The sequence below is a fragment of the Gelidibacter sp. genome, assembly GCF_039916245.1.
In the GTDB taxonomy this organism is placed as follows: domain Bacteria; phylum Bacteroidota; class Bacteroidia; order Flavobacteriales; family Flavobacteriaceae; genus Gelidibacter.
The window spans coordinates 1-3,328 of the sequence record NZ_JBDSLS010000041.1 but is presented as its reverse complement, the minus strand read 5'-3'; the positions used below and the strand labels follow the sequence as shown (position 1 = coordinate 3,328).

Annotated in this window: 2 protein-coding genes and 1 pseudogene; all 3 read left to right on the top strand. The window is 38.9% G+C overall.

All coding sequences use genetic code 11. The annotated features are described in order from the left end of the window. Positions 1 to 1,484, top strand: a 1,484-nt coding sequence (locus ABIQ28_RS02010; RefSeq protein WP_348035081.1) for a TIM-barrel domain-containing protein, incomplete at its 5' end; no start/stop codon positions are given. Between the two features lie 228 nt (positions 1,485 to 1,712). Next, a complete protein-coding gene (locus tag ABIQ28_RS02005) occupies positions 1,713 to 3,134 on the top strand; it encodes an alpha-amylase family glycosyl hydrolase (protein WP_348035080.1) in 1,422 nt (473 codons plus the stop codon). A 2-nt stretch (positions 3,135 to 3,136) separates the two neighbouring features. Further along, positions 3,137 to 3,328: pseudogene (locus tag ABIQ28_RS02000) on the top strand (alpha-amylase); the annotation flags it as partial.

The window sequence follows — 3,328 nt, the reverse complement described above, 5'->3', positions numbered from 1 at the left end:
TTGTGGGCGATTCCTGGATCGATTTGATAGATCATTATACCGATTTAACAGGAAAACAACCCTTGCCGCCGCGTTGGGCTTTGGGGAATTTCTCAAGCCGATTTGGATACCATTCCCAAAAAGAAGTAGAAGCTACCGTTCAGAAATTTAGGGATGATAAAATTCCTTTGGATGCCGTAATTATCGATATTTTTTGGTTTGGAAAGGATATTCAAGGACACATGGGGAATCTGGAGTTTTTAAAAGATTCGTTTCCCAATCCTATACAAATGATCAAGGATTTGAAGAAGGAAAATGTCAATACTATTTTAGTGACCGAACCTTTCGTTTTGACGACTTCCAAGCGTTGGCAAGAAGTCGTTGACCAAGATGTGATGGCAAAAGATTCCCATGGAGATCCCTATACTTTCGATTTCTATTTTGGAAATACGGGATTAATCGACATCTACAATCCGAAGGGGAAAACTTGGTTTTGGAATGTTTACAAAGGTCTTGCCGATATGGGCGTGACGGGCGTTTGGGGCGATTTGGGCGAACCTGAAGTCCATCCGTCCAAGTTATTACACGCTACCGGAACCGCCGATGAAGTGCATAATATTTATGGTCACGATTGGGCAGGATTGATTGCTGAAGGTTACAAGGCCGATTTTCCAAATGAACGCCCCTTCATTTTAATGCGTGCAGGCTATTCGGGATCGCAACGTTTTGGGATGATTCCGTGGTCGGGAGATGTCAATAGAACTTGGGGCGGCTTGCAAAGTCAACCCGAAATCGCCCTACAAATGGGGATGCAAGGTTTGGGCTATATGCATTCTGATTTAGGCGGATTTGCGGGCGATAATCAAGATGCTGAACTTTACACACGCTGGTTGCAATATGGCGTTTTTCAACCTATTTTTCGTCCACATGCTCAAGAAGCTGTGCCGGCAGAACCCGTTTTCTGGGATGCAAAAACCAAGGCCTTTGCAAAAAAAACGATAGAATTACGCTACAAATTATTGCCTTATAATTACAATTTGAGTTTTCAAAACCATAAGAAAGGAACACCTTTAATGCGCCCTTTATTTTTTGAAGACGATGCAGCACCGCTCAAAACAGACGCTTCAGAATATATTTGGGGAAATGATTTTTTAGTGGTGCCCATTATGAAAGCTGAGGTGGTTCAAAAAGAAGTTTACTTCCCGAAAAATAGTACTTGGTTTGATCTTTATACGGATGAAAAATTTGAAGGCGGACAAACAGTAACCGTAAATGTAACTGAAGACAAGATTCCAACATTCGTGCGTGGTGGTGCTTTTATTCCCATGGCAAAACCGATGCAAAGTACCAAGGAGTATGACGGTAATACGCTGGAGTTGCATTACTATTATGATCCTTCTGTTAAAGAAAGCGAAGGGCAATTATATAATGATGATGGGCTGGCTGCCGATGCCTTCGAGAAAGGACTGTTTGAGCTTTTGAAATTTGATTCGGAAGTCAACTGAAAAGTAATTGAAATTCAATTTGAAGCTGAGATCGGTAAAGCTTTTCTAGCACAAACCAAGTCGATTCAACTTATTTTGCATAACATCAATTCGAAACCAAAATCGGTTAAAAATAATCGAAAAAAATTAAAATTTATTTATAGTAACGATCAAAGAACGGTTGCCATTCCTTTAGAATGGAAGACTTCGGATATATTAAAACTAAACATACATTTAAAATAAAATACCATGAAAAAAATCATTTTGGCAATTTTCAGTTTAATACTGATTATGGCTTGTAAAGAAGAAAAGAAAGTAGAAAACCTGACAAAAGAGAATATTATGGGGGAAATAAAACCTATTTCTGATGCTGTTTTAGAAACTGCCGTTATTTATGAAGCTAACATTCGTCAATATTCGGCTTCTGGACATTTTGATGAATTCACAAAAGATATTCCGCAATTAAAACAGTTGGGTGTTAAGATTATTTGGTTGATGCCAGTGTTTCCAATTAGTGAAACCAAACGTAAAGCTACGGGCGGCGACGATAGTAAATTCGCCTCTGATTTTCCTGAGGAAGAACAGTCTAAATATTTGGGAAGTTATTATGCCGTAACTGATTTCACTAAAATAAATCCCGAGTTTGGAACCATTGAAGATTTTAGGAATTTGATCAAAACCGCTCATGAACATGGGATGTATGTCATTTTGGATTGGGTACCGAACCACACCGGCTGGGATCATATTTGGATAAAAAACAATCCAGAATATTATACTCAAGACGAAAATGGAAACATCCTTCATCCTAAAGATACCGATTGGACCGATGTTGCCGATTTGAATTATGACAATAAGGAAATGCGAAAAGAAATGATCGCCGACATGCAATATTGGTTAAAGGAAGAAGGTGTTGACGGGTTTAGATGTGATGTGGCAGCTTCGGTTCCGACTGATTTTTGGGAAGAGGCCATTCCACAGCTCAGAAAAACCAAAGATATCTTTATGTTGGCCGAAGCTTGGGAGCCTGAGTTGGTTCAGAATGATTTGTTTGAGATGGTTTATGGTTGGGATACCCATCATCTCATGAATGATCTGGCGCAAGGGAAAAAAGGCTTGAAAGCTTGGAAAGAGCGCTTGGTTCAAATTGATTCTTTATATGAAAAAGGAGCAATCATGATGAATTTCGTGACCAATCATGACGAGAATTCATGGAACGGCACCATTAAGGAACGGATGAAAGATGCTGCGCCTTTGATGACCGCTTTTAGTTATGTCATTCCTGGAATGCCATTAATTTATTCGGGGATGGAATATGATCTGGACCACCGATTAAAGTTTTTCGAGAAGGATTCCATTCCGAAAACAAAACAAAAAATGTGGCCATTACTTGAGAAATTAGGGCATCTAAAAAATACCAATCCTGCTTTAAACGGAGGAAAAGACCCAGCGTCCTATAAAGATTTAAAAACCACCAATGACAAGGTATTGGCATTCCAACGTAGTAAAAATAATAGCACGGTAACTTTTATCGGAAATTTTTCTGCTCAGGAACAATCAGTTAATGCACCTTTAAAAGGAAGTTTTACCGATTATATGACCAATGAGCCTATTGTAATGAATGAGAATGCCCTCGTTTTAAAGCCTTGGGAATATCGAATTTTAACCGAATAAACATGACAAGATTTTTAGGCTGTTGCCTTTTTGTATTCTTATTATTAAGCTGTAAAGAAGACCATAAATTGCTGGAAATGGATGAGAAAAAAGAAGTGCCTTTCGTTTGGGAAGGCGCCAATCTTTACTTTTTGCTGACGGATCGTTTTAATAATGGCGATACGTCAAACGACCTCAATTTTGACAGAACTAAA

Excerpts from the sequence above, each read along its gene's own strand:
- ABIQ28_RS02005 (WP_348035080.1), top strand. The coding sequence starts at position 1,713 with ATGAAAAAAATCATTTTGGCAATTTTCAGTTTAATACTGATTATGGCT.